Source organism: Pseudomonas sp. F220 (genome assembly GCF_057813935.1).
The window spans coordinates 204000-227958 of sequence record NZ_JBVASJ010000001.1 but is presented as its reverse complement, the minus strand read 5'-3'; the positions used below and the strand labels follow the sequence as shown (position 1 = coordinate 227958).

At 59.1% G+C, this 23959-nt stretch carries 20 protein-coding genes and 1 pseudogene; 20 read left to right on the top strand and 1 reads right to left on the bottom strand.

The annotated features are described in order from the left end of the window. The first annotated feature begins 15 nt into the window (after positions 1-15). The 16 genes from ACZYSM_RS01015 (at position 16) to ACZYSM_RS00940 (ending at position 17082) form a co-directional block, all read left to right on the top strand. Entirely contained in the window at positions 16-939 is a 924-nt protein-coding gene (locus ACZYSM_RS01015; protein WP_489067983.1) for a branched-chain amino acid transaminase, read from the top strand. Positions 940-1010: 71 nt separating this feature from the next. Then, positions 1011-2045, top strand: coding sequence for a lipopolysaccharide heptosyltransferase II (gene waaF / locus ACZYSM_RS01010; RefSeq protein ID WP_489067981.1), 1035 nt, complete (start codon positions 1011-1013; stop codon positions 2043-2045). A 1-nt stretch (position 2046) separates the two neighbouring features. Next, positions 2047-3111 carry a lipopolysaccharide heptosyltransferase I gene (gene waaC, locus ACZYSM_RS01005; protein ID WP_489067979.1) on the top strand — a complete coding sequence of 355 codons (1065 nt, stop codon included), beginning with the start codon at positions 2047-2049 and terminating at the stop codon, positions 3109-3111. Further along, positions 3111-4232 carry a glycosyltransferase family 4 protein gene (locus ACZYSM_RS01000; protein WP_489067977.1) on the top strand — a complete coding sequence of 374 codons (1122 nt, stop codon included), beginning with the start codon at positions 3111-3113 and terminating at the stop codon, positions 4230-4232. Before waaC ends, ACZYSM_RS01000 begins: the two co-directional genes overlap by 1 nt. Next, entirely contained in the window at positions 4232-5038 is an 807-nt protein-coding gene (gene rfaP, locus ACZYSM_RS00995; protein ID WP_489067975.1) for a lipopolysaccharide core heptose(I) kinase RfaP, read from the top strand. Before ACZYSM_RS01000 ends, rfaP begins: the two co-directional genes overlap by 1 nt. 119 nt (positions 5039-5157) lie before the next feature. Continuing rightward, on the top strand, positions 5158-6624 hold the full coding sequence (locus ACZYSM_RS00990; RefSeq protein ID WP_489067973.1) for a lipopolysaccharide kinase InaA family protein: 1467 nt from the start codon (positions 5158-5160) through the stop codon (positions 6622-6624). 95 nt (positions 6625-6719) lie between these two features. After that, positions 6720-7049, top strand: a complete 330-nt coding sequence (locus ACZYSM_RS00985) for a YceK/YidQ family lipoprotein (protein WP_489068273.1) — start codon at positions 6720-6722, stop codon at positions 7047-7049. A 153-nt stretch (positions 7050-7202) separates the two neighbouring features. Continuing rightward, positions 7203-8960 carry a carbamoyltransferase family protein gene (locus ACZYSM_RS00980; RefSeq protein ID WP_489067971.1) on the top strand — a complete coding sequence of 586 codons (1758 nt, stop codon included), beginning with the start codon at positions 7203-7205 and terminating at the stop codon, positions 8958-8960. After that, positions 8944-10074, top strand: a complete 1131-nt coding sequence (locus tag ACZYSM_RS00975; protein ID WP_489067969.1) for a glycosyltransferase — start codon at positions 8944-8946, stop codon at positions 10072-10074. Before ACZYSM_RS00980 ends, ACZYSM_RS00975 begins: the two co-directional genes overlap by 17 nt. Continuing rightward, a complete protein-coding gene (locus ACZYSM_RS00970) occupies positions 10074-10970 on the top strand; it encodes an antimicrobial resistance protein Mig-14 (protein ID WP_489067967.1) in 897 nt (298 codons plus the stop codon). Before ACZYSM_RS00975 ends, ACZYSM_RS00970 begins: the two co-directional genes overlap by 1 nt. Positions 10971-10978: 8 nt before the next feature. Next, positions 10979-12391, top strand: a complete 1413-nt coding sequence (locus tag ACZYSM_RS00965; RefSeq protein WP_489067965.1) for a PIG-L deacetylase family protein — start codon at positions 10979-10981, stop codon at positions 12389-12391. A 74-nt stretch (positions 12392-12465) separates the two neighbouring features. Further along, positions 12466-13620 carry a glycosyltransferase gene (locus tag ACZYSM_RS00960; protein WP_489067963.1) on the top strand — a complete coding sequence of 385 codons (1155 nt, stop codon included), beginning with the start codon at positions 12466-12468 and terminating at the stop codon, positions 13618-13620. Continuing rightward, complete coding sequence (locus ACZYSM_RS00955) at positions 13617-14525, top strand: glycosyltransferase (RefSeq protein ID WP_489067961.1); 909 nt, start codon at positions 13617-13619, stop codon at positions 14523-14525. Before ACZYSM_RS00960 ends, ACZYSM_RS00955 begins: the two co-directional genes overlap by 4 nt. Positions 14526-14541: 16 nt before the next feature. After that, positions 14542-15048 carry an LbetaH domain-containing protein gene (locus ACZYSM_RS00950; RefSeq protein WP_489067959.1) on the top strand — a complete coding sequence of 169 codons (507 nt, stop codon included), beginning with the start codon at positions 14542-14544 and terminating at the stop codon, positions 15046-15048. Then, positions 15045-16298 carry a capsule biosynthesis protein gene (locus ACZYSM_RS00945; protein WP_489067957.1) on the top strand — a complete coding sequence of 418 codons (1254 nt, stop codon included), beginning with the start codon at positions 15045-15047 and terminating at the stop codon, positions 16296-16298. Before ACZYSM_RS00950 ends, ACZYSM_RS00945 begins: the two co-directional genes overlap by 4 nt. A gap of 58 nt (positions 16299-16356) precedes the next feature. After that, entirely contained in the window at positions 16357-17082 is a 726-nt protein-coding gene (locus ACZYSM_RS00940; RefSeq protein WP_489067955.1) for a glycosyltransferase family 25 protein, read from the top strand. Positions 17083-17118: 36 nt separating this feature from the next. On the opposite strand, the gene ACZYSM_RS00935 is transcribed toward ACZYSM_RS00940, so the two are convergent. Then, complete coding sequence (locus ACZYSM_RS00935) at positions 17119-18972, bottom strand: O-antigen ligase family protein (RefSeq protein ID WP_489067953.1); 1854 nt, start codon at positions 18970-18972, stop codon at positions 17119-17121. A 159-nt stretch (positions 18973-19131) separates the two neighbouring features. Between ACZYSM_RS00935 and msbA the strand changes: the two genes are divergently transcribed. The 4 genes and pseudogenes from msbA to hldE all read left to right on the top strand — a co-directional run bounded on the left by msbA (position 19132) and on the right by hldE (position 23958). Further along, on the top strand, positions 19132-20937 hold the full coding sequence (gene msbA, locus ACZYSM_RS00930; protein WP_489068271.1) for a lipid A export permease/ATP-binding protein MsbA: 1806 nt from the start codon (positions 19132-19134) through the stop codon (positions 20935-20937). 184 nt (positions 20938-21121) lie between these two features. Continuing rightward, positions 21122-21826 (top strand): annotated as a pseudogene (locus tag ACZYSM_RS00925) (sulfotransferase family 2 domain-containing protein). Continuing rightward, on the top strand, positions 21819-22430 hold the full coding sequence (cysC, locus tag ACZYSM_RS00920; RefSeq protein ID WP_489067951.1) for an adenylyl-sulfate kinase: 612 nt from the start codon (positions 21819-21821) through the stop codon (positions 22428-22430). The pseudogene ACZYSM_RS00925 and the gene cysC overlap by 8 nt, the downstream one beginning before the upstream one ends. A 103-nt stretch (positions 22431-22533) precedes the next feature. Further along, complete coding sequence (hldE, locus tag ACZYSM_RS00915; RefSeq protein ID WP_489067949.1) at positions 22534-23958, top strand: bifunctional D-glycero-beta-D-manno-heptose-7-phosphate kinase/D-glycero-beta-D-manno-heptose 1-phosphate adenylyltransferase HldE; 1425 nt, start codon at positions 22534-22536, stop codon at positions 23956-23958. Position 23959 lies beyond the last annotated feature (1 nt).

The following is a 23959-nucleotide window of genomic DNA, read 5'->3' as shown; positions in this document are numbered from 1 at the left end:
CTAAGGAGCTGAATCATGTCGATGGCCGATCGTGATGGCGTAATTTGGTATGACGGAAAGCTGGTCCCGTGGCGAGACGCCACCACCCATGTGCTGACCCATACCCTGCATTACGGCATGGGCGTGTTCGAAGGCGTGCGCGCATACGACACCCCACAAGGCACGGCGATTTTTCGCTTGCAGGCGCACACCGATCGTCTGTTCGACTCGGCCCACATCATGGGCATGAAGATTCCGTTCTCTAAAGACGACATTAATGAAGCGACGTGTGTCGCGGTGCGCGAGAACAAGCTCGACAGCGCCTACATCCGCCCGATGGTGTTCTACGGGTCGGAGGCCATGGGGCTGCGTGCCACCGGTTTGAAAGTCCACGTGATCATTGCGCCCTGGAGCTGGGGTGCGTACATGGGCGAAGAAGCGCTGCGCACCGGGATCAAGGTCCGCACCAGTTCTTTCACCCGGCACCACGTGAACATTTCCATGACCCGGGCCAAGGCCAATGGTCATTACATCAACTCGATGCTGGCGTTGCAGGAAGCCTTGTCCGGCGGTGCCGACGAAGCGCTGTTGCTGGACCCGGAAGGTTTTGTTGCCGAAGGCTCGGGCGAGAATGTGTTTCTGGTCAAGGATGGCGTGCTATACACCCCGGACGTTACGGCCTGCCTGAACGGCATCACCCGCAGCACGATTCTGACCCTGGCCAGTGAACTGGGGATCAAGTTTGTCGAAAAACGTATTACCCGCGACGAGGTGTACATCGCTGACGAGGCGTTTTTCACCGGTACCGCTGCGGAAGTGACACCGATCCGTGAAGTCGATGGCCGCAGTATAGGTATTGGCAGTCGGGGGCCGGTGACCGAGAAATTGCAAAAGGCTTACTTCGATCTGGTCAGCGGCGAAACGTCCGCCCATGCCGAGTGGCGTACACTGGTCAAATAAAGCCTGGATAAATAAGACGGGGAGGCAACCGGGTCAACTGGTCATGCCTCCCCGCTCGTTTGTGGATAACTATGAGAATTCTGATCGTTGGGCCCAGCTGGGTCGGTGACATGGTGATGGCGCAGACACTTTTTCAGTGTCTGAAACAGCGCCATCCGCAGTGCGAAATCGACGTGCTGGCTCCCGAGTGGAGCCGGCCGATCCTTGAACGCATGCCCGAAGTGCGGCAAGCCTTGAGCTTTCCGCTCGGCCATGGCGTGCTCGAACTGGCGACCCGTCGGCGTATTGGCAAGTCTTTGGCCGGTCAGTACGACCAGGCGATTTTGCTGCCCAACTCGCTCAAATCGGCGCTGGTGCCGTTTTTCGCCGGGATCCCGAAACGCACCGGCTGGCGTGGCGAGTTCCGCTACGGCTTGCTCAACGATGTGCGCACGCTCGATAAAGAGCGTTACCCGCTGATGATCGAGCGCTTCATGGCCTTGGCTGTTGATCCCGGCGCCGAGCTACCCAAGCCGTATCCGCGTCCGGCCCTGCAAATCGACCACTCCACTCGCGATGTTGCGCTGGCCAAGTTTGGCCTGGAGCTGGACCGGCCCGTGTTGGCGCTGTGCCCGGGCGCCGAGTTTGGTGAATCCAAGCGCTGGCCGTCCGAGCATTACGCCAAAGTTGCCGAGCTGAAGATTCGCGAGGGCTGGCAAGTCTGGCTGTTCGGTTCGAAGAACGATCACGCGGTCGGCGAAGACATTCGCGCGCGGCTGATTCCCGGCCTGCGTGAAGAGTCGGTGAACCTCAGTGGCGGCACCTCGCTGGCCGAAGCCATCGATTTGATGTCATGCGCTGATGCGGTCGTGTCCAACGATTCCGGGCTGATGCACGTGGCGGCCGCGCTGAACCGGCCGCTGGTGGCGGTCTACGGCTCGACGTCGCCAGGTTTCACCCCGCCGTTGGCCGAGAAGGTCGAGATTGTCCGGTTGGGTATCGAGTGCAGCCCATGCTTCGATCGCACCTGCCGTTTTGGCCATTACAATTGTTTGCGTCAGCTCATGCCGCAACCTGTGGCCGATGCCTTGCAGCGGTTGCAGGGCTCTGTGGTCGAGGTTAAGTAAGTTGCGGGTACTGTTGATCAAGACGTCCTCCCTGGGCGATGTGATTCATGCTTTGCCGGCATTGACCGATGCGGCGCGGGCGATCCCGGGGATCACATTCGACTGGGTGGTGGAAGAAGGCTTTGCCGAGATTCCCACCTGGCACCCGGCTGTTGGCAAAGTGATTCCGGTGGCGATTCGTCGCTGGCGCCAGAACATCTGGCAGACCATCAAAAGCGGCGAATGGCGGCGCTTCAAGCAAAGCATTCGCGCGACTAAATATGACCTGGTGATCGACGCTCAAGGCTTGCTGAAAAGCGCCTGGTTGACCCGTTACGTCCAGGCGCCGGTGGCCGGGCTGGATAAGCAGTCGGCCCGCGAACCCTTGGCCGCGCGTTTTTATTCGCGACGTTTGGCGGTGGCCCGTGGGCAGCACGCGGTAGAACGGGTGCGTCAGTTGTTTGCGGTGGCGTTGGGTTACGACTTGCCCAAAGGCCTCGGCGACTACGGTTTGAGCGTGGAGAAACTGGTTGAGCTGCCGCGCAAAAATCCGTTTGTATTGTTCCTGCACGGCACCACGTGGGACACCAAGCATTGGCCGGAAGCCTACTGGCGTGAGCTCGCTGAGCGAATGGGCCAGTTGGGCGTCGAGGTGAAACTGCCGTGGGGCAACCCGGCCGAAAAGGCCCGGGCTGAGCGGATTGCCAGCGGTCTGAATAATGCCCAAGTCTTGCCCAAACTGAATCTGGCCGGTGTGGCCAAGGTTCTGGCCAGCGCGCAGGCGTGTGTCGCGGTCGATACCGGCCTCGGGCACCTGGCGGCAGCGCTGGATGTGCCGACCCTGTCGCTGTTCGGTCCGACCAATCCGGGCCTGACTGGCGCCTACGGCAAGAGTCAGATCCATCTGGCGAGCGATTTTCCAAGCTGCGCGCCTTGCCTGCAAAAGAAATGTACCTATCAACCGACTGCTGAAGACCAGCAGCGGTTTGACCTGAAGCGCGAGTGGCCGTTGTGCTTCACTCGCCTGAATCCCGAGCGTGTCGCGAGCCGATTAAGCACGTTGTTACTGGCTGAGGAGCTGCGCTGATGCAACTGGCTTTTGTCCTTTATAAATATTTCCCGTTTGGCGGTTTGCAGCGCGACTTCATGCGCATTGCCCTGGAGTGTCAGCAGCGAGGGCATCAGATTCGTGTCTACACGCTGATCTGGGAAGGCGATATCCCGCCGGGTTTCGAAGTGCTGGTGGCGCCGGTCAAGGCAATCTTCAATCATCGGCGCAACGAGAAACTCAGCGCCTGGATGGAGGCCGATCTGGCCAAACGCCCGGTGGACCGCTTGATTGGTTTCAACAAAATGCCGGGGCTGGACGTGTACTACGCCGCCGACGGCTGCTTTGAGGAAAAGGCGCAGACCCTGCGCAACTCGCTCTATCGTCGTTGGGGCCGCTACCGGCACTTCGCCGAGTACGAGCGCGCGGTGTTCGCCAAGGACGCCAAAACCGAAGTCCTGATGATTTCCGAAGTCCAGCAGCCGTTGTTCATCAAGCATTACGATACGCCTTTGCAGCGCTTCCACTTGTTGCCGCCGGGCATCGCTCTGGACCGTCGCGCACCGGCCAATGCGGCCGAGGTTCGCGCCGAATTCCGTCGGGAGTTCAAGCTGGCCGACGATGATTTGCTGCTGGTGCAGATCGGCTCCGGCTTCAAAACCAAAGGCGTCGATCGCAGCCTCAAGGCGCTAGCGGCATTACCTTCGGAATTGAAGAAGCGCACCCAGCTATTTGTAATTGGCCAGGACGATCCCAAAGTATTCCAATTACAGAGCGCTGCACTGGGCTTGGGTGAGCATGTGCAGTTCCTCAAGGGTCGCAGCGATATTCCACGCTTTCTGCTCGGTGCCGATCTGTTGATCCACCCGGCGTACAACGAAAATACCGGTACCGTCTTGCTCGAAGCACTGGTGGCAGGGCTGCCGGTGCTGGTGAGCGCGGTCTGCGGCTACGCCCATTACATCGCCGAGGCCGAGAGCGGTCTGGTGCTGGATGAACCGTTCGAACAGGCGCAGCTCACTCAATACCTGAGCAGCATGTTGAGCGACGATGCCGCACGCATGGCCTGGAGCCGTAATGGTCTGGCCTTTGCCGAGACGGCCGACCTCTATAGCATGCCGCAGCACGCTGCGGATGTGATTCTGGCGGAGCAACACTGATGAAGTTGATTCTTGCCGAACCGTTCAAGACCCTTTGGGCCGGGCGCGATGCGTTCGCCGAAGTCGAGGGGCTGAACGGTCAGGTTTACCGTGAGCTGGAAGCGCGCCGTACCTTGCGCACTGAAGTTGTCGGGCGCGGTTATTTTGTGAAAATCCACCGTGGTATCGGTTGGGGCGAAATCTTCAAGAATTTGCTCACCGCCAAACTCCCGGTGCTCGGTGCTGGCCAGGAATGGCGGGCCCTGGAGCGCCTGCACGAAGCCGGTGTGCCGACCATGACCGCCGTCGCCTATGGCGAGCGCGGCAGCAACCCGGCGGATCAGCATTCGTTCATTGTCACCGAAGAGCTGGCGCCGACCGTCAGCCTCGAAGACTTCAGCATTGATTGGGTCAAGCAGCCGCCAGAACCCAGGCTCAAGCGCGCACTGATCGCTGAAGTGGCGCGAATGACCGGCATGATGCACCGCGCTGGGGTCAATCACCGCGACTGCTATATCTGCCATTTTCTGCTGCACACCGATAAGCCGGTAACTGCCGACGACTTGAAACTTTCCGTAATTGACCTGCACCGTGCACAGACCCGCTCGGCGATCACCAAGCGCTGGCGCAACAAGGATCTGGCGGGGTTGTATTTCTCGGCGCTGGATATCGGCCTGACCCGCCGCGACAAGCTGCGTTTCCTCAAGGGTTACTTCCTGCTGCCATTGCGACAAATTCTGCGGGATGAAGCGTCCTTGCTTGCCCGTCTGGAAGGTAAGGCCAGCAAACTCTACGAGCGTAAACAGCGCTATGGAGATGCGCTCTGATGGCGGATTTGAAGCTGGAACTTGCTCGCCACTTATCTGGATCAGCCTTTGAGCAGTCCTATGGTTGATGCCTGGATTCGGCGTCTGACCGCGCGTAGCAGTCACAAGGAGACCCACTGATGCGTTTGTCTGAGTTGAAGAATGCGGGCCGCACGCCAAATCTGCCGCTGAGTCTGGAGCTGGCGGATGCTGCGGGCCCGGCCCAATTGCAACTCCTCAGCTTGCTGCGGGTGTTGCCAGGACAGCGTTATGTCGGCGCCGGGGTTTGGCGCGGGCGCACGGTCCTGGCCAAACTGTTGGTGGGCAGCAAGGCGGCTCGGCACTTCCAGCGTGAGTTGGATGGCGTGCGTCTGCTCGCAGCTCAAGGCATGACCACGCCGCTGCTGTTGGCCGACGGCTTGAAGGATGGCGAAGGTGGCTGGTTGCTGTTTGATTTTCTCGACGGGGCTGAAAGTCTGGGCGATGCCTGGACGCGTGTCGAAGTGCTGCCGGTTTTGGCCGACGAACAGCAAGCGGTCCTGGCTGAAGCGTTGACGGTCATTGGTCAACTGCACAGCAAAGGCCTATGGCAGGAAGACCTGCATCTGGACAACCTGCTGCGGCATCAAGGTCAGCTGTATTTGATTGATGGTGCAGGGATCTGCGTCGAGCAAGCGGGTAAGCCGCTGTCTCGGCAAAAAGTCCTGGAAAACCTCGGCGTCTTTTTTGCGCAACTGCCGAAGGCTTTCGAGCCGTTCACCGAAGAGTTGTTGGTGCATTACCTATTGAGCAATGGCGAGCATGCCTTGCCGCTGGAAGCACTGCAAAAACAGGTGAGCAAAGTACGCAGCTGGCGTCTGAAAGACATCCTCAACAAGGTCGGCCGTGACTGCACACTGTTCAGCGTGCAGTGTGGCGCGTTCATATTGCGGGCGATTCGTCGCGAGGAAGAGTCGGCGATGCTGCCAGTGCTGGATCAGGCCGATGCCTTGCTCGATCAGGGGTACTTGTACAAAACCGGCGGCGCCGCCAGTGTCGGGCGGGTTGAAGTAGCTGGTCGTTCGCTGGTAATCAAGCGCTACAACATCAAAGGCTTCGCCCATTGGCTCAAGCGCTTTTGGCGCCCGAGCCGGGCCTGGCATTCGTGGCGCGAAGGCAATCGCCTGGCGTTCCTGGGGATTGCCACACCCAAGCCGCTGGCGTTGCTGGAGCGGCGTTTTTTCTGGCTGCGCAGTCGTGCTTATCTGATCACCGAGTACTTGCCCGGGCCGGACATCATCGAGCGCTTTGCGCCGTTTGTTGAAACCGGTGACGCGCCGCAGGTCGAGTTGCAGGCGCTGGATGACTTGTTCGCCGAGCTGATCCGCGAACGTATCAGTCACGGCGATTTCAAAGGCCATAACCTGTTTTGGCATCACGATCGTTGGGCGTTGATTGATCTGGACTCAATGTGTCAGCACCACTCGGCCAGCAGCTTCGCCCCGGCCTACGCGCGGGATCGTGCACGGTTTATGCGCAACTGGCCTGAGAGCAGCGCGTTGTATCAAGTGATTGATCAGCGGTTGCCCAGGACGATTACCCGCGAAGAGGGCCATATGGGCGACTAATTGTTATGACATTTCCTACGTAACTTGGGGAGGTCATGACCTGTAGTGTAAATAGCCGTGGTGCTAGCTTGCCTGACGTTCTCGGAGGGCAGGTTTTGACTAATAAAGTGGCTGTTTTGCTCGGCGTTTTCTCACTGACCCTGGCTGGCTGCGGTACCGTTAGTACGGTGCTGCAAGATGATGCTGAGGCGGCCCGCGATCTCAAGAAACAAAAAACCTATTGTCAGTCTATCCCCCGCGTCTACAGCGGGGTGGCCTACGATTTTTGTGTGTTGAACGGGCCGCCTGATTCCATGGGGGCAGTGACGATATCCGGTGTGCCTTGGGTGTACTTTGACTTTTTGGTGTCAGGCGTTTTCGACACCCTTGTACTGCCCTACACGATTTATCGGCAAAGTACCGATGGCAACATTGATATTCGCTGAGTGGCGAGCCAAGCGCTAGAAGCTTGCCGCTAGAGGCTTGCCACTGCTTTTACGCTATAATCTCGCCCTTTAGCTGTTTCTCGCCGCTTTGCGAGGACACATTTTTCTCAGGCGCCCGCCGCCTGCATGCAGACTAATAGAGGCTAGACCCCTGTGGCATTGACGATTCTTGGCCTGTCCGGCGCCCTTAGCCATGATCCTTCCGCAGCCCTGTATATCGACGGCAAGCTGATTGCGGCCGCTGAAGAAGAGCGCTTCGTACGCGATAAACATGCAAAGAACCGCATGCCTTACGAATCGGCGAAGTTCTGCCTGGAACAGGCCGGTATCAAACCTTCCGACGTTGACGTGGTGGCGATTCCATTCGCTCCGATCAGCCTGTTCGGCAAGGCTCGCTGGCACTACGCCAAGCGTTACTGGTACGCCCCGGACCGCGCCCTCGACGCGATTCTGATGGGCAACCGCCGTTACAAGCGTTATCGCAACAAGATCGTCTTTTGCCTGGAACAATTGGGCTTTGATCCGAAGAAAATCAAGATCGAACCGGTTGAACACCACCTGGCTCACGCTTCCAGCGCTTACCACTGCTCCGGTTTCAAAGAGAAAACCGCGATCCTCGGGATCGACGGCAAGGGTGAGTACGCCACGACCTTCTTCGGTTATGGCGAAAACGGCAAAATCCACAAAATCAAAGAGTTCTTCGATCCGGATTCTCTCGGCGGCCTGTACGGCGCGATCACTGAATTCCTCGGCTTCGAGATGCTCGACGGCGAATTCAAGGTCATGGGCATGGCGCCGTACGGCGATGCCAGCAAATACGATTTCTCGCGTCTGGCCAGTTTTGAAAACGGCGAATTGGTGATCAACACCGATTACGCCAACGTTATCGGCCTGCGCCGCTACAAAGAGAAGGGCAAAGGCTTCTACTTCTCACCGAAGCTGATCGAGTGGCTGGGTCCCAAGCGCGAAGGCGACATCGCTGACGAACCTTACATCCACTATGCCGCGAGCATGCAAGCGCTGTTCGAGAAACTGGCGTTGCAGATGATTGACCACTACCTGGGCGACGTCCTCAAGGAAACCGGCAAGTTGGCTTTCGCTGGCGGCTGTGCGCTGAACGTCAAACTGAACCAGAAGATCATCGCTCGTGACGACATCAAGGAGCTGTTCGTTCAGCCAGCGTCCGGCGATGCCGGTACCGCGGTCGGCGCAGCAGCCTACGTTTCCCACGCTCGTGGCGTACCGGTGGAGAAGATGGAACACGTCTATCTCGGCCCGTCCTACAGCAACGAAGACGTGATCGCCGCCTGTGCCCGTCACCCGAGCAAGCCAGCCTGGCGTCAGATCGACAACACCCCGGAGCGCATCGCCAAAATTATGGTCGACGGCAACCCGGTAGCCTGGTTCCAGGGCCGTATGGAGTTCGGTCCGCGTGCGTTGGGCGGTCGTTCAATCATTGGCTGCCCGAGCGCCACTGGCGTGGCTGACCGGATCAACCATCAGATCAAGTTCCGCGAGCGCTGGAGGCCTTTCTGCCCGTCGATGCTCGACACCGTTGCACCGCAGATGATCAAGATCGATCACCCAGCGCCGTTCATGACCTTCACCTTTGAAGTGTCCGAGGAATGGAAAACCCGTGTTCCGGAAGTCGTCCACGAAGACGGTACTTCCCGCGCCCAGGTGCTCAAGCGCGAGTACAATCCGCGCTACTACGACATGATGAAAGCACTGGAAGTGCTGACCGGTAACGGCGTGTCGCTGAACACTTCGCTGAACCGCCGTGGCGAGCCGATGATCTGCTCACCGACCGACGCCCTGAACATGTTCTTCGGTTCCGACCTACAGTACCTGATCATGGAAGACATTCTGGTGGTCAAAGACGGCGTGGACGCTTATGACTCGCTCGGCTGAGCGTCATGTGCTGCAGTTCTGTCACGGCTATGACGGGCCGTTCCTGGACTGTGTCCGGCAATACGCCAGCCTGTTCGCAGGGACCGGCTATCGGGTGACCACGGTCTTTTTGACCGGGGTTGCCGATGCCGACGTCGCCGCGAGCTGCGGCTCCGACGACGTGCTGTTCATGGAGTACAGCTCCAAGGCCATTCGTGGCCTGAAGCTGGGCGCGATTCGCGATCTGCGCAAAATTGTCGCGTCGCGTAACTTCAGTTTCTGCATCGCTCATCGTTTCAAACCGATCTATATCGCCTTGCTGGGTACCTCATTGCCGGTGATCGGCGTGCATCACGCATTTGGTGATTACCAGCGGCGTACCCGCAAATTGTTTGCGCATATTTTCCGTAAGCGCCTGAGCCTGCTTGGGGTGTCCGACGCGGTACGTGATGACATGCGTCGTTGCCTGCCGAACTGGCCGACTGGCCGGATTCAGACGCTCTACAACCGCATCGATATCGAGGTCTTGCAGGCCAGTCAGTTGCCGGCCTTTGAGGCTCGTAACGCGTTGGGCCTGTCGCCGGATGCCTGGATTGTCGGCAACGTAGGGCGGCTGCATCCAGACAAGGATCAGGCTACGCTGTTGCAGGGCTTTGCTGTTGCATTACCGCGTTTACCGGCGAACAGCCAACTGGCGCTCCTCGGTACCGGTCGCCTGGAGCAGGACCTCAAAGAGCTGGCCCGCGAACTGGGTATCGGTGATCGCGTGTTGTTCCTCGGTCAGGTGCCTGGGGCGCGGCGCTATTTTCGCGCATTTGATGTGTTTGCCCTGAGCTCCGACCATGAGCCATTCGGTATGGTGCTGCTGGAGGCCATGTCTGCCGGCGTGCCCTTGCTGGCGACCGCTTGCGGTGGGGCCAAGGAAGTGGTCGAAGGCGTGGGCATTCTTTTTCCGTTGGGCGATGCCGAGCTCATGGCCCAAGGACTGCAGCGTCTTGCCAACATGAACGACGAGCAGCGTCAGGTCTGCGCCGAGCTGATGCTCGATCGCTTGCGTGAGTGTTTCTCGGATCGGGCGGTGCGCGACGCGTTCTGGCGTTTGCCACAAGTCACCGACCTGGCCGCGAGGACCTGATGCTCAACCGATTTAAAGGCTGGCGCGAACGCGGCTGGTCCGTTGTCGATGCGTCGACTTACACCGATGCCTGGCAACGGTTTGGCGGTAGTGTTGCGACCCATCCGCTGGTCGTTGAACGTCTGGCTCAGTTGGCCGATATCCCCGTGCGCTATTTGGCCTGGGAGCAAAACGGTGAGCTGAAAGCCGCGATTCCGACCTGGGGCCGCGACCTGGCTCTGTCCAAGGATGTGCTCAAGCGCAGCGGCAAGAAAGGGTTGTTCGACCTCGGCAATGCTGAGTTGATCCTCCCGGCTGCCGCCGATGCGCAGGTTCCCCTGCGCCACCGCGGGCGCTACCTCTCGGCCCTGAATGAAGGCCGCTTTGCCGCCCTCAAAGTGCAAGCCGAACAGTTGGCCATGGCCCGCACCCCTGAAGAGCTGTCGAAAAAATTTCGCTACAACCAGCGCCGCGAACTGCGTTTGCTGGAAGAGGCCGGCGGGGTGGTGCGTCCGGTCAGCGAGTTTTCAAGTCGCGAGCTGGCGGCTATCTATTGCGACCTGTTCCAGCGTCGCTGGGGCTTTCCTGCCACTGGCGCCGAGCGTATGGCTGAGGTGGTCGAGCTGCTGCGCGAACTGCTGATCGGCTCGGTGATCTTCCTCAACGATGCGCCGATTGCGATTCAACTGGTCTACCGCGTCGAAGCCCCCGAGTGGATCAGTGTCGAGTACATCAACGGTGGCGTCGACCCCGAGACCCGTGAGTTCAGCCCGGGTAGCGTGCTGAGTTTCCTCAACACCCAAAGCGCCTGGGAACACGCACGGGCGATCGGCAAACCGCTGCGATTCTCCTTCGGTCGCGCCGACCGGGAATACAAGGACCGCTGGTGCAACCCTGTGCCGGTGTTCGAGGTATGAGCCAAGGTATGAGTCGCAAACAGCAATTGCTCAAGCGCCATCGGCGCAACAAGCGTATTGGCCTGCTGATCGGTCTGGTGCTGTTGATCGCGATTGGCGTGCTGGTAGCCTGGTGGCTGCCGTTGTTGCTCGGCGTACTGGCTTGGGTGGCCCACGAGGCATGGTTCGCCGACCATCTGTTCTACTCGGCCAAAGATGACTACGACTACGGCTTCCCGGTTGACAGCAAAAAGCTCAAGGTCCGCCTCGACGGTGGGCGCGTGCTGCTGGACGACTCATCGGGCCTGACGGGCGACGAAACCCTGGTGTTGGCGATCCAGGTCAAGAGTCACTGGCTGGGGCGTTTCCTGGACCCGGCCGTTGAGCTGTTGGGTATCCAGGGCCCGGACCGACAGACCTTCGAGCGCGGCGTGAATGGCTTGCGCTACCTCAATCTCAGTGGCTTGGCCGGACCTTTGGCGAACGGCGAGTTGCACCTTCACGGACGCTTTTGCCGACTGCTCGGTGAGCCGACGTTGTGGTCATTCAAGTCTGTGGATTGCCGCCGTCAGCGGGTGATGGTCATTGCGCCTCACGCCGACGATGCCGAGCTGGCCGCCTTCGGTTTGTACAGCCAGGCCGATGAAGCCTGGATCGTCACGTTGACGGCCGGTGAAATCGAAGCTGAGCACTATCAACACATGGGCCTGAGCCCTGTCGATGCAGCGCGAATCAAGGGCCGCTTGCGTGCCTGGGACAGCATTGCCGTGCCGCGCTGGGCGGGGGTGCCCGAGGCGCATTGTGTGCAGTTGGGGTATTTCTGCTTGCAACTGGCTGCCATGCAGGCTGCGCCGGATCAGCCAGTCGCCTCCCGGGAAGCGGACTTGAGCGATATCCGGCTGTTCCGCCAATTGAACCCGTTCTCCCTGCCCGGCGACAGCGACGGCGCACCGACCTGGAATAATCTGCTGGCCGATTTGCGCGAGTTGCTGCTCAAAGCCCGCCCGCAAGTCATTGTGTTGCCGCACCCGTCGCTGGACCCGCACCCGGACCACCTCTGTGCTCAGGCTGCAGTGCTGGAAGCGTTGCAGGGGCTGGACTGGCAACCTACAACCTTGCTTGGATACGCCAATCACCTGCATGACAATGATCGCTGGCCGATGGGCGACTCAGGTGCCGGCATCGCCTTGCCGCCGGTGTTCGACTCGACGCAAGTGCTGCAACCGTGCTCTTTGCCTTTGTCTGTCGCGCAGCAGCACGATAAAGCCATGGCGCTGGAGATGATGCATGACCTGCAACCGCGAATGCCGTTCAAGCGTCGCTTGCGCCGCTCGATACAGTGGCTCCTGGCTGGCAGAGCGCCGTCGCCTCTCGGAGAGAATGAGTTTTTCCGCAAGGCTGTCAGGCGTCATGAGCTGTTCTGGCTGCTGAAGCTTAAATAAAACAACACGGGTAAAGCCTGGCTGCCGAGCCGGTCTCGGTCATTGATGTAACAGGTTTTCATCGGGGATGAGCTATGAATCAGCGTTCCAAGGTCCTGCAGCTGCAGCCTGACTACAACGTTAAAGCGCACGATTTTGCCGACCTTGCGGAGCAGATCGTCAAAGCCCTGCCGACAGAACGTTTTGACGTGACAGCGGCATATTTGCGCGGTCGGCCGGGGCAGGGCGAGGCTGTGAGCCGTGCCGCTCGTTCAGTCTATTTCGAATTCTCCGACAAATCCCTAAAGGGGATGCGCCTGCGAGCCATGTGGCGGCTGTATCAGTTTTGCCGAAAAGAAAAGTTTGATGTGGTCATTTGCAACCGCTTCAAGCCGGTGAACATGCTGCTACAACTTAATCGCTGGCTGAAAATACCATTGTGTATCGGCATCTCTCATGGCTTCGGCGAGTACGACCGTTTTTACCGGCGGCGTCAGGTCCAGAGCCGCGTCGACGGCCACTGGCGTTTTGTTGGCGTGTCGCCAGCGGTCAAACAGTACTTGCTGGATTGTGATTGTGGCTTCACTGATCACAATACCTATGCCATTACCAATGCCATTGATATCGAGCAGGCTGAAGGTTTGCAGCACTCTCGTGAGCGTTCGCGCGAATTGTTGGGGATTGATCCATCGGTGCGCCTGATCGGTGCGCTTGGGCGATTGGTACCGGTTAAAGGCCATATCTATTTATTGCAGGCTTTTGCCGCGCTCAAAGACAAATATCCCCAGACACAGCTGGCGATCATCGGCGCCGGTCGCGAAGAAGCGCGGTTGGCCTGTGAAATTGAGCGATTGGGTCTGAGCGGCCGCGCGCATCTCTTGGGGTTCAAGGAAAACGCCCTGCAGTATGTTCGTGCGTTTGATATCTGGACTATGCCCTCATTGGCTGAGGGATTGGGCCTGGCATTACTCGAAGGCATGAGCGGCCATTTACCGGTGATTGCCTCGAATGTGCCTGCCATGCTTCCGCTTGTTCAGGGCGCTGGTGGTCTTGCCGTCGAGCCCGCGAATGTCCCGTCTCTTGTCAGGGCGCTGGATACGTATCTGGGGCTTTCGGACGAGGACCTCAAAACCAAAGGCGATCAGGCCTACCGTTATTTGCAAGAACAGCATGATATCGAGGTGTTCCGTCAGGAGTACCTGGATCTTATTCAGTCCGGGCTGCGTCAGGCGGGTAAGGAGCTGGCATGACGAGTCACTCTCCGCTGGTCACAGTGATTATCGCTTCCTACAACCATGGCCTCTACATTGAGGAAAGTATCCTCAGCGTACTGGCGCAGACCTATAGCCCCATCGAATTGCTGGTCATCGATGACGGGTCCACGGACGACAGCGTCGAGCGGATCACCCGTTTGCAGGTCGAACACGGTTTCGATTTCCGGGTGCAGGAAAACCAGGGATTGACCAATACCCTCAACGGCGCAATTGCGCGTTCCAAGGGCGAGTTCATTGCCCCTTTTGGCTCCGATGACATCATGATGCCCGATCGTATTGCGATTCAGGTGGCGCATATGGTGGACAAACCTGAAGTGGGAATCTGTGCCGGTGATATCGAATTGATCGATTCGAACGGTGAGTTGTTTCCGGTGCATCGTCAGCGACGGAATGTGCCGTTTCGTCGCATGGATTTCGACGACATGTTCCTGGAGCGCAAGCCCTATCCGCCGGCCCCCACCCTGTTGATTCGTCGCGAGGCGCTGGAAAAGGTAGGTGGGTTCGATCCGAGCATCCGCCTGGAGGACCTGCTGATCGAGTTGAAGATCACCCGGGCCGGGTATTACATCGATGGGTTGGGTGTAGTGATGGCGCGCTACCGCAAGCACGCGACCAATACCTATAAGAACAACCGCTTCATGATCGACAACATTCTGCGCACGTTCGCCTTGTTCAGCGATCACCCCGAGTATGAAGCCGTGAAGTACAAGGCGCTCAACTCGATGTTTCTTAAAACCGCCAACCGCGACACTGTGCTGGCGCGAGAGTTATTGGCCGCCATCCCGATCAAGTGGTGGAACCGTAAAACCTTTCGAGGCCTGATGCGCTGGGCGGGGCACGCCGTGAAGAGCGCGCTGGGTATTCGTTCAAGTGCCAAATAGCGGCGGAGGAACCAGTGTGGGGTGGATTCAGGATTTTTTCGCTAAACGGGCCAGGCGCACCATTCGCAAGCTGCCCAGGATCGAGCGGGGAGGGGCGCGCTTTCGCCAGCGTTACCCGGGCTTCGCGTTCGGCACGGGGAGCTACGGCTTACCACTGGTACACGACTGGCAGGAAGGCTCGACGTTGAGCATTGGCGCCTATTGCTCGATAGCCGAAGGTGTGCAGATATTCCTGGGGGGGCATCACCGCGCCGACTGGGTCACCACTTACCCGTTCCCTGCAATGCTGCCTGAGGCTGAGCACTTCAAGGGCCATGTCTTCAGTCGTGGCGATGTGGTGATTGGCAGTGACGTCTGGCTCTATTCGAACGGCACCATCCTTCCCGGTGTGACCATTGGCTATGGCGCCCTCGGTCATACCTTGTCCGAGGCCCCGTACGTTGACAGCAAGCAGACTACATCCATGGTCATTGGGGCTTGCTTGGCGAAGGGCTATGGCTGCTGTGTGTTGAGGTCCGCATGATCCTGGATGTTTCCGGCAACAGCTGGGCCGACAAGGCTCATGCGCTGGACCGCTATCGCTGGCGGCGGTTGCGCGAGCGTCATTCCTGGCTGGGAAGCCTCTTGCGCTTTGGCCGTGATGCTTGCGTAGACTGGATGTTCGGTTGGAGGGCGCAGGCGCGCCTGGCGGCCGAGGTCGTGGCCGAGCCCTGCGATTTCCTGTTGCTGCAGTCGGCATCCAAAGTCATTGCCTTGCAGCGCAAGAAACTGCTGATTGCGGCCCTGCGCGCTAGTGGTCACTCACTGGTGGAAACCGCACTGCAGGTGCCAGAGACCATTCTTGCCCAGCGTCTGCTCAAGCATCCGCAGCAGCCGGTGCCGCTGCGCTATTTTGGCTATGCCGCGCATGCCGAGTGGCTGGTGGCCCACCACCAGCCGAAGATTCTGCTCAACGACCGCAACGGCAGCCTGTACGCACCTTTCCTGCGTCTGGCGCTGAACCGGCGACATCAGCTGCTGGTGCACCTGGCGCACGCGACCACGGTCGAGTCTTCGAGACGTCTGGGCATGAACGACTACGACTACTACTTCATGTTCGGTCGCAGTTCGCTGGAGGCCCTGCAGTCGCGCCCGCTGCGCTTCGGCAGTTCGAATGCGGTACTGTCCGGTTCGCACATGATTGACGTTGCCTACGACCTGCCGCCGCCCGACCCCGAGCGACAGGTGCTGCTGGTCCTGGGCGTCGGCCCGGACAAAGAGAAGGAGCGCGGTTACCAGCGAACCTACACCCTGCTGCGCGACTGGGCGGCGCAGCACCCGGAGTACCAGATGCTGATCAAGGCGCATCCCCGTAGTCAGGTGCCGTTTTGGCACGGCGCGGCCGCTGCACTGCCCAACGTGCAGGTCCTGGACCGCGGAGTCGGTCTGGCCGCAGCGCTGGAGCAGGCTTCGATCGTGGTGAACATCATGTCTAACGCGGTTATCGAGGCTGCGCTGGCGCGGCGCCCGGTCATTTATGTCAATGCGGGTGAACATCACGACATTTTCTCCCAAGAGCGCTTCCTGGGCGAGCGTGTCACCACGGCTGCAGAGCTGGCCGAGCGGGTAGTCTGGATCCAGGGCAACTATCAGCAGTGCCTGGAGCGGGCCCGGCATTTCGCCGAGTTTCACCTGGCGCACGGGGTAGAAGGGCTGGATACCACGATCGGGTTGTTGGTCGGTCTGCTGCAGGCAGAACCTGTGCCCTCTCAGGTGCTTGAGGGCACCGTTTAGCAGGGGCCGAGAGTCAGGCCATGCACATTAATAATCACGGTTGCGGTGGTGAACGGAAATGATTTGGCCTTTTGCACATGCCTGCGTCATCAATCTCGACAGCAGGAAGGATCGCTGGGCCCGCATACAGGCACACTTGCACAGTCTGGGGCTGCAGGCCGAGCGCTTCAGCGCGGTGTCGATGCATCGGTTGGGCGATGACCCTCCCTCGCCGCAACTGCGCGAATTTCTGCTGCGCGTCGATGGTGACAGCGACAGGTTCGAACACAAGTTGCGCGCTACCTGGGCCTGCATGCGCAGCCATCTTGCGGTGATTGCCATGGCCAAGGCTCGCGGCTGGCCGCAGGTGCTGGTCCTGGAGGACGATTGCGAGTTTGAGTCCTATGCGCCTGCGGTCCTGCGGCGGGTGCCGGCACAGTTGTCGTCGCGGGATTGGACCATGCTGTACCTGGGGGGCACGCTGAAGAAGGGTGGGCAGGCGCGCAAGGTTTCAGCCAACCTGGTGGCGGTCAACCGGGTGCGCCTGGCTCATGCCTACGTGGTCAGGGCGGAGCTCTATGATCGGATCCTGCAGGAGGCCCCTCTCAGTGGGTTGCCGCTCGACTGGTATTACTCGGAAAGCCTCCTGCCCACGACTCGCGCGTTCCTTGTGCGGCCCCTGCTGGCCCGGCAGAGCCTGATGGTCATGAGTGATATCGAGCAGGTGGTGCGCAAGCCCAAGCTCAAGACCCGACAACTCCTGGGCCGACTGGCTGCGCGCCTTCGCTACGGCCTGTTCGGATAATGTGCCGGCAGTAGCGAGGAGGCACCGCAGGTTCAATCAGCTCGCCAAGCCAAGGGAATGCACTTGCTTGTGCATGCATTTAACTGCGTTGTCCGGTGCCAGGACGGCGTAGCCCTGAAGCAGATCGGTAAAATGCGCGTCGAACAGCCAGCGGCGGTCTTCCGTGTAACGCTGCATATGGCACAGGTTGCGTCGACGAAGTTCCAGGCTCAAGGGCGAGTGCAGGAGGCGCAAGTCGGCCAGATCGATCAGGCCGAACTCGCCGTCCTCCAGCAAAAGAACGTTGCCAAGGTGCAATGAGCGGAAATAGACCCCGCGTTCGTGCAGTTCTGCCAGAAAGCGCCCGAAACGTTGCACCAGTGCCTGGCGAATGCTCACGCTGGGCATGGCTTGCAGCACCTGGCGCAAGGTTCTGCCTGACAGGGGCTGGTAGCGTACGGCGCTGCTGCCATCGGGCATGCGGTACAGCTCGAGGATCGCTGGGGTATTCAGGCCTGTACGGGCCAGGCGTTGGCTGTTTTCGGCGAAGCGCTCGGAATAGGGGTAGAAGCTGCCATAGGTATACCAGCAGCGGGCACGGAACAGCTTCAGAAAGCTGCCATCCTCGAGTTTGAGGACTTTAGGCCCTAGGCCGTCTTCTTCGACCACCTGAGCGTTGACTGTCATGCGTTGAGCGTCGTCGGCAGCGAGGCTGCGAACCGAAAGCCTCGACAGACGATTCGTACGCTGGGCAATGCTCAGCGCAGCCATCAGTGCCAGTGGAATCCACAGCAGGAACCAATGCTCCCTGGGGGTGTACAGGATATCGCCACCCTCCGTCAGGCTGGCCCCGATACCGAATACCATCAGGGTCGACGCCAGGATAAACAGCGGTTGCGAGCGCTGGCGCCAGCAGTCGAACAGCCCTCGAAGCTGCATGGCCAGCCAAGGCAGGAACCCGATGATGCCGACATAGAAGAGTACGCCCAAGGCAAAATTGTGGGGTTCGCTGAAGGCATACCCAGCCTCCGGATAGATGCTCAGGGTCGCGTCATAGCCATGACCAATCCAGGGCGTATCAGCGATCAGATGCAGCGCCTGTCTCCAGATTTCGAAGCGGTAGGAGTCGCCGCGCGCCAGGATCATGTCCGGGAAAGTGGCCAGCACGCTTGCGGCAGTGATGCCCATGATGGCCAGCAGCAACAGTGAGCGACGGTTCCAGCAAATGAATGCCAGCCAGAGGCCTGCCATGACGATGGCAACCAGAGGTGTTCTGGAGCTGGTTGCCAGGACGGCCGCGAACATGATCAGGAAGGCAGGGACAATGCCGAGCAGCAGCTTCGGATTGCGCACGGTCATGCCCAGAAAAAACCAGTAGGTGCAGAAAAAGCCGAACAGGTGGGAGCTGAGCAAGGGGTTGTCAAAGGCCCCCCCGCCGATCATCCGATCGCCCGGTGCATAGTGCGACAGGAAAATATAAAGATTGAACACGCTGGCGGCCAACGCAATCAGGGCCGCGGCCAGCAGGACGGGCTTGAGGCTTTCGGCGCGGTAGCGCAGCAGGAGGCTGGCACCGGCAAAGAGCATGAAAATATACAGTGGTGGTTTTGCCAGGCTCGTCAGGCTGGCTTGCGTAGGGCTCCAGTTCAGCGACAGTAGCGCCCACCCGGAATAAAGCAGGAATGCCTGAACCAGCGGCTCTCGCAAGATGGTCTTCAGTTCGCCGGGGCGTATGCACAGGGCGATCAGAGCGGGGGCGCTCACGAGGCCGTAGAACAGCTTTTGATAGACACCGCGCGTAGGCAGAAAAAACAGCCCGCAAAGCAAAAGAAAAAAGCCGAGCGGCAGCACCCACAGGCAGATGAAATCGAAAACCCGGGTCGCGTTGGTGTTGATCCTGCTGAATGGCATACTGAACTGTATTCCGATTAAGGGCCGGCAATACTAACGTATCTGTCTACCCTGGTCCGCCGGAATATTGCCAGCGAGCCACCGGTTCGAACGATCCCGGCTGAGACCGGAGGAACCTGTGATAAAGTCAGCGTCCTTTTTTTGAAAACTTCGCGTGATATGACCGACTCCAGTCTCTCCGCAAGCCCTTCGAGCTTGAAAATCTACTTCCGACTCCTCGGTTACGTACGGCCTTACATCGGCCTGTTCATGCTGAGTATTGTCGGCTTCCTGATTTTCGCGTCGACTCAGCCGATGCTTGGCTACGTGCTCAAGTATTTCGTCGATGGCCTGTCCAATCCCGAGGCCGCGTTGTTCCCCTCGATACCCTATCTGCGCGATATGCCATTGATGCATGCCGTCCCTTTGCTGATTATTCTGATCGCCGCGTGGCAGGGCGCCGGTTCATTCCTGGGCAACTTCTTCCTGGCCAAGGTCTCGTTGGGCCTGGTTCATGATTTGCGAGTGCAGCTGTTCAACAACCTGCTTGTGCTGCCGAATCGTTACTTCGATAAGCACAACTCCGGGCACCTGATTTCACGCATCACGTTCAACGTGACCATGGTCACGGGAGCGGCGACAGATGCGATCAAGGTCGTATTCCGGGAGGGCATGACGGTTGTGTTCCTGTTTATCTCCCTGCTGATCATGAACTGGCGCCTGACGCTGGTGATGGTTGCCATCCTGCCGCTGATTGCGTTCATGGTGAGCCGCGCCAGCTCCAAGTTCCGCAAGCAGAGCAAGAAGATCCAGGTGGCGATGGGCGACGTGACCCACGTGGCCTCCGAGACCATCCAGGGTTATCGCGTGGTCCGCAGCTTCGGCGGTGAAATCTATGAGCGCGACCGTTTCGAGCGCGCGAGCCAGAGCAACACCGACAAGCAGCTGCGCATGACCCGTACCAGCGCCATCTACACGCCGATGCTGCAGCTGGTGATCTACACCGCCATGGCGGTGCTGATGTTCCTGGTGTTGGCCCTGCGCGGTGATGCGTCGGCGGGCGACTTGGTGGCGTACATCACCCTTGCCGGCTTGCTGCCTAAACCGATTCGGCAGCTTTCGGAAGTCAGCTCGACGATCCAGAAGGGCGTTGCCGGTGCCGAGAGCATTTTCGAGCAATTGGATGTGGAGCCCGAAATCGACAAAGGCAGTATTGAGCGTGACTCTGTCACGGGTCGACTCGAGGTGCGTCACCTCAGCTTCACCTACCCGGGTACCGACCGTCAGGTGCTCGATGACATCAGCTTTTCTGCCGACCCGGGGCAAATGATCGCCCTGGTTGGCCGTTCAGGGAGTGGTAAATCGACCCTGGCCAATCTGATTCCGCGTTTCTATCACCACGATAAAGGCGAGATTCTTCTCGATGGGACTGAGGTCGAGCAGTACAAACTGCTGAACCTGCGTCGGCATATCGCTCAAGTGACGCAGCATGTCACCTTGTTCAGTGACACGGTGGCCAACAACATTGCCTACGGAGACCTTGCTGGTGCTCCCCGTGAAGATATCGAGAAAGCAGCGACGGATGCCTATGCCATGGACTTCATTGCGCAGTTGCCTCAAGGCCTGGACACCCAGGTTGGCGAGAACGGTGTGCTGTTGTCCGGCGGCCAGCGTCAGCGTCTTGCGATTGCCCGCGCGCTGTTGAAAAACGCTCCGCTGTTGATTCTCGACGAGGCGACGTCAGCCCTTGATACCGAGTCCGAGCGGCATATTCAGGCAGCTCTGGATCAGGTGATGAAAGGCCGTACGACGCTGGTGATAGCCCACCGTTTGTCGACCATTGAAAAAGCCGACCTGATCCTGGTCATGGATCAGGGCCGGATTGTCGAGCGCGGTACCCATTCCGAGCTTCTGGCGAAGAATGGCTATTACGCTCGATTGAATGCACTGGGCCTCGATGAGCCCGCACCACAAGGTATCGTCTGATACCCACTTCAGGGTGAGCCATGCTCACCCTGAAACCGCCTCGGCGTGCAACGCGCTCAGGGCATTTATATCCAGATCCTTACACTCTTGACTATGTCTAAATAAATTTCCGCATTTCGCCTGATACGGTTCAAGCCTGAATCATTGGCTTCGGGGTGGCTATCCGCCTCGCGTGGGTACCGGAATGTTGCAGCGCTTTTTATGGAAGTTATTACCCAAACAGCAACGAACGTTCCTGCTGGGGCGTTTGTCGGTTGTGGATCGGCAAGTCGTGAACAAGTCGATGTCGGCCAATGTGCGCTTCCCTCAGGCTTTCCAGCAGCGCTCCTGTGTGTTCATTCACATCCCCAAGTGTGCCGGGAGCAGCATTTGCTCCGCGCTATTCGACGGCTGGATGCCTGGGCATTTGCCGCTGTATTGGTATGAGCAGTAATTTCCCGAGCAGTTTTCCCGCAGTTTCAAATTCGCCTTCGTTCGTGACCCTTTGGAGCGGGCCTATTCGGCCTACGCTTTCCTGCGTGGCAACGAACTGGGGCGGCGCGACCGAGCGGCCTAGGCGCTGGTCAGCCATTACCGTGATTTCGATGACTTCATCGGTCGCTGGCTGAATCCAGAGAATATCCAGAAGCCGCTGCATTTCGCTCCCCAGACCGACTTCCTGATCGACTCCATGGGACATATGGCGATGGATTTCGTGGGGTATCAGGAGCATCTGGATCGTGACTTCCAACTGCTTTCTGAGCATTTAGGGGTTGTCTCGCCATTACCCCATCGGAATGGCTCTAAGCATCGCCAATTGGCGCCCGCTCGTGATTTTTGCTCGGTACGCACCCGCCGTTTGGTGCGACGTGTCTACCAACGTGACTATGAGTTGCTCGGCTATGAATAAATCGTCGTCTATCTACGAACAACTTCCACAGATACGCCCCTATGCGTTGTCGCTGTCGACGGCCGCCCGGGCTGTGCTCAAGCATCAGCAGCCGAGTTGTGTCTGGCTGACGGGACTGTCCGGTGCCGGCAAGTCGACCCTGGCCAATGCCCTTGAGCTGAAGCTCAATGAGCATGGTTTGCACACCTTTGTGCTCGACGGCGATAACGTGCGCAACGGGTTATGCAATGACCTGGGCATGAGCCCGGAGGCGCGCAAGGAAAATATCCGGCGCATTGCCGAGGTGGCGCGGTTGATGGTCGACGCCGGGTTGATTGTGATTGTCTCGGCGATTTCACCGTTCCGTGCCGATCGTTCGGCGGCCCGCGCCTTGTTCCGGACGGATGAGTTTCTTGAGGTCTATGTGAGCACTCCGTTCGATGTCTGCGCCCGGCGTGACCCCAAAGGTTTGTATCAAGCAGCGCTGCAAGGGCGGCTCAAGGACTTCACCGGCCTCGACAGCCCTTACGAAGTGCCGCAGCAGGCTGACTGTGAGATCAATACTGACGAGGTGGAGCTGTCGGATGCTATCCAGGGGGTGATGGATGTTTTGCTCAAAAAATGAGCAAATGTTTCGTGTGATTCAAGCCCATTGAAGCCGTCGAACTAGGTAGCGTTCACCCTGTGTTAATATCGCGCCCCTGTTCATTTTGTATGTGGGTTGCTCCATGAAGTTGTCCATGCCGCGATTCGATCAAGCCCCTGTCTTGGTGGTCGGCGATGTCATGCTCGACCGTTACTGGCATGGTGGTACCTCACGGATTTCCCCTGAGGCGCCGGTGCCGGTGGTCAAGGTCGAGCAAATCGAGGACCGCCCCGGCGGGGCCGCCAACGTTGCCTTGAACATTGCCGCTCTCGGTGCTCCCGCTTCACTGGTCGGTGTGACCGGTGATGACGAGGCCGCCGATAGCCTGGCCAACAGCTTGCGTGGCGCAGGTGTGCGGGCGCTGTTCCAGCGCATCCCCCACCAGCCAACCATCGTCAAGCTGCGGGTCATGAGTCGTCACCAGCAACTGCTGCGGATCGACTTCGAAGAACCCTTCGCCACCGATGCGCTGGCATTGGCTGCCGAGGTCGACGGCCTACTTGAAGGCATCAAGGTGCTGGTGTTGTCTGACTACGGCAAAGGTGCGTTGAAGAATCATCAGGTGCTGATCCAGGCTGCGCGCGCGCGTGGCATTCCGGTGCTGGCTGATCCGAAAGGTAAAGACTTTTCGATCTATCGCGGTGCGAGCCTGATTACGCCAAATCTCAGTGAGTTCGAAACCATCGTTGGTGGTTGCGCCGATGAGCATGAGTTGGTGACCAAGGGCGCCAAACTGATGCACGACCTCGAGCTGGGCGCTTTACTGGTGACCCGTGGCGAACATGGGATGACGCTGTTACGCCCCGATCACCCGGCATTGCATTTGCCGGCTCGTGCTCGTGAAGTGTTCGACGTCACCGGTGCCGGTGACACAGTGATTTCCACCTTGGCAGCGGCTATCGCTGCCGGTGAAGAGTTGCCGCATGCCGTGGCGCTGGCCAATCTGGCGGCAGGCATCGTGGTCGGCAAGTTGGGTACGGCGGCGATCAGCGCGCCGGAACTGCGTCGCGCCATCCAGCGTGAGGAAGGCTCCGAGCGCGGTGTGTTGAGCCTCGACCAGTTGTTGCTGGCGATCGACGATGCGCGTGCGCATAAAGAGAAAATTGTCTTTACCAACGGTTGTTTCGACATCCTGCATGCCGGGCACGTGACCTATCTCGAGCAAGCCCGGGCGCAAGGTGATCGCTTGATCGTTGCGGTCAATGACGATGCTTCGGTCAGCCGCCTGAAAGGGCCGGGTCGACCGATCAATAGCGTCGACCGGCGCATGGCGGTATTGGCGGGTCTGGGCGCGGTGGACTGGGTAATCAGCTTCCCTGAGGGCACGCCTGAAAACCTGCTGGCTCAGGTCAAGCCGGATGTGCTGGTCAAGGGTGGCGATTACGGTATTGACCAGGTTGTCGGTGCCGATATCGTCACCGCCTATGGCGGCACGGTGAAGGTGCTGGGGCTGGTTGAGAACAGTTCGACCACCGCTATCGTCGAGAAAATCCGCAAGTCCGAGTGAT